Origin of the sequence: Endoryza foliicola, from assembly GCF_050589245.1 — a bacterium.
Taxonomy (GTDB): Bacteria; Bacteroidota; Bacteroidia; order Chitinophagales; family Chitinophagaceae; genus Endoryza; species Endoryza foliicola.
The window spans coordinates 1-3,390 of record NZ_JBOBEW010000021.1; the positions used below are offsets into that span (position 1 = coordinate 1).

The 3,390-nt window shown below is 35.3% G+C and carries 1 protein-coding gene and 1 pseudogene; one reads left to right on the forward strand and one right to left on the reverse strand.

Annotation, left to right across the window (positions count from 1 at the left end):
- Positions 1-1,668: 1,668 nt before the first annotated feature.
- A pseudogene (locus ACQ2HE_RS19775) lies at positions 1,669-2,762 on the forward strand (IS3 family transposase); the annotation flags it as partial.
- A gap of 354 nt (positions 2,763-3,116) precedes the next feature.
- Here the strand turns inward: ACQ2HE_RS19775 and ACQ2HE_RS19780 are convergent.
- Positions 3,117-3,390 (reverse strand): hypothetical protein (locus tag ACQ2HE_RS19780; protein WP_430902503.1); only part of this gene is annotated, 274 nt, incomplete at its 5' end.

Sequence of the window (3,390 nt, forward strand, 5' to 3'; positions counted from 1 at the left end):
TCTATTGAACCTTTTCATCTGATTTTTTCCTCTCTGATATGTATCAATAATTGCAATAGAATTTGATGTAGTAAATAATCGAGAAGGTATTTTCATATTCTGAGATCAAACAAGCCATAATGATGAGATTTGTAGGTTCGGTTGAGGACAGTATTTTACAGATACATCACAAGAAACATTTACAAAGGATCATACTTCATATATACTTTATGGTCGTCTTGGAATGGTAGTATATTAACACACTACATTAAAATAGAATTATCAGGGCTTGTAGGCGACATGAATAATTGAGGTCATCTCATCTATTTCATATTTACCAATTACTGAAATAGAAGTGCATAGACGAATTGCCAAATCTTCTTGGTACTTCTATTCTTCCTTGCGGAGTACTGCATTCTTTTTACCGAAGGTATACTTAAATAATTCGTAAAAGGTTCATAAAAACCGAGATTTTGCTTTACAGTACAAATATAAAACACTTCTACAAACTTACATTCATTACTTGATAGTGACAGTTCGAGTTGATTTGAATAATAGTACTAATAACTAATCCTTTGGAAATAATAATTGTTTAATTCTTAAAAATTGAAGCAATTGCTCAAACTTTCTTTTTGCCTTTGTGACTTTAGTATAGTATGGTTCTTTGTAAATATAACTTGGTTTTCCAGTCATCTTCACTTCAAGTTTCTTTTTCAATTTTTTCTCGAAAACAACAACGCTATCGTAAAAGTAAATCCCTTTAATAGCTCTTGTGTATTTTGTTTCATTAAATCTTTTTTGCTGACTGTGCTCTGCATTGAGATCATCNCTTCACTTCAAGTTTCTTTTTCAATTTTTTCTCGAAAACAACAACGCTATCGTAAAAGTAAATCCCTTTAATAGCTCTTGTGTATTTTGTTTCATTAAATCTTTTTTGCTGACTGTGCTCTGCATTGAGATCATCAATCAAAGACTTTGCAAATTCTATAAACGTTCCATTTCGTTTTTTTCCTCCACCGTAGTCAATCCAGTAAGATGTGTGCGTGTCCTCAACTAAATAAATACCGTCACTCTTTACCGAGTCAAAAAGTATCTCGAAACTGATTTTTTGCTGGTTCATGGTATGTCCTCCGTCATCAATTATTATGTCTAAGGGAGGTAACTCTTTTTTAATCTCTTCAAGAAAGTTTCGGTCTGATTGCGAGCCAATGAATATCTTAATACCCTCTTCTTCAAACTCTTTGCATCTAGGTTCGATATCAATAGCATAGATTTCAGCATTATTACCGAAATAATGCTTCCACATTTGTAAGCTTCCTCCTTGGAAAACACCAATTTCTAAGATACGTACTTTCTGATTTCGATACTTTGCGAAAAATGTCTCATAAATCTCAAAATAATGACTCCATTTATTTATTTGCCTCTTATCGTTTTTTTCAAAATAGTCTTCGAGATCATTCATAATTATTTTTTTACATAAGTATAGGTGTTATTTATCTTTTCCAGCTATATTTTTTGCTTATTAATTTCACTGTAAGCTAACTGTTATCGTTGTTATTATTAGGGAAATGTGCATTTTTGGTTTTTAAACAGCTATTTAGTTAACCTAAATGGATGGTGCTGTAGGCGTACCCAAACTTCGGCAGTTGAAAGTTAGAGAAAACCAATAATTTTAAACTGTCAAACATTATGAAAAAGACCAGATTTACCGAGAGCCAGATAGTGGCAGCAATTAAAAAGCAAGAAAGCGGCGTTTCTGTAAAAGAGATCTGCCGAGATTTGGGTATCAGCGAGCCTACGTTTTATAATTGGAAAGCGAAGTACGGCGGCATGGAAGCCAGCGATGTCAAGAAACTCAAGGATCTTGAAACAGAGCTGAGCCAGTATAAGAAGATCGTAGCCGAGCTCACGTTCGAGAACCGTGCTATGAAGAACTTCATTGAAAAAAAGTTATAGGCCCTACTGATAAAAGAGAAGCTGCTCACTATTTTGTTCAATCGGAGCAGTGTAGCATTAGTAAGGCTTGCCAGATCGTGCAACTACCACGCAGTACTTATCAATACGAGAAAAGACAGAAAGACGACCATTCAGTTGAGCAGCTACTGGATCAGTTGGTTAGTAAACATCCGACCATTGGCTTGTGGCAATGTTACTATCGCTTGCGTAATCGTGGCGTTGTTATCAATCACAAGAAGCTTAGAAGGGTCTATCGTCTGATGAACTTGAATGTTCGTCGCAGACCAAGAAAAAGGCTTCCGGAACGTGTAAAACAGCCCCTATTAACGCCTACAGCCCCTAACCAGATGTGGAGTATTGATTTTATGACCGATCGATTAGAGGACGGCAGAAGCTTCCGACTGTTGAATGTTATGGATGACTTTAACCGTGAGTCTCTTGCAATAGAAGTTGATACATCCCTTCCCACTCTTCGAGTAATCAGAGTGTTGGATCAGCTCTTGCATCGCAGGGGAAAGCCATCCAATATAAGAACCGATAATGGACCGGAATTTATCAGTCACAAACTTGAGCAATGGTGCACCAAACAGCAAATTACATTACAATTTATTCAACCAGGAAGGCCGATGCAAAATGCTTTTATTGAACGAAAAAATGGAAGCTTACGCAGAGAGCTTTTGAATGCTTATTTGTTTACCAGCTTGAACGAAGCAAGAGAGCTGTGCGAAAACTGGCGGAATGACTACAACGAAGAAAGACCGTACAAATCACTTCATTATCTGTCACCCCTCAATTACGCAAGGCTTATGAAAAGGAACGAGCAGCTTTATCCACAAGCAGCGAACGAAAATCGTTTAAAAATTGAAGAGAGCCGCTTAGTGGATAAAGCGTCTGAATCAAATGAAAATCCTCTATTTTTGAACTGACCGAAAAAAGGGTACGCCTACAAATGTAAATGAGGTATGGATAAGCTCCTTCAATAAATAAATTTATAATTGAAGGGCTGAAAGTATCTACTTTAGCTTTTTAATTAATATGGTTTTAGTGCATTGGATATATAAATTAAACTGAGTCAATTTTGATTGATATCTACTCGCCTCCTAATAATTCTAGCAAACCAAATTGATTCAATTAGTTTAAAGACTAATTACGAAGCTTAAAAATATATTGTTATTCTAATTCTAGTCAAGTTTTTTAATTGATGTTGGCCAATATTTGTTTGGAATCAACTTACAAAACTGCCGGTAAACTTCTTGTACATCTGTATAAGGAACATCAAAACATTGTATAGTATTAAGAATTTCATTGATTTCATTGTCTATCTTCGGGGTTTTCAGCCAGAGAAATTTGCAAGCTTTGCCACTAAAAACGGATGTTATTGCCCAACTGTCAAAATTCTCTCCAAAGTTAAAAATAAATGTATCATACTTGCAATACATATCTTGCTCCTCATCA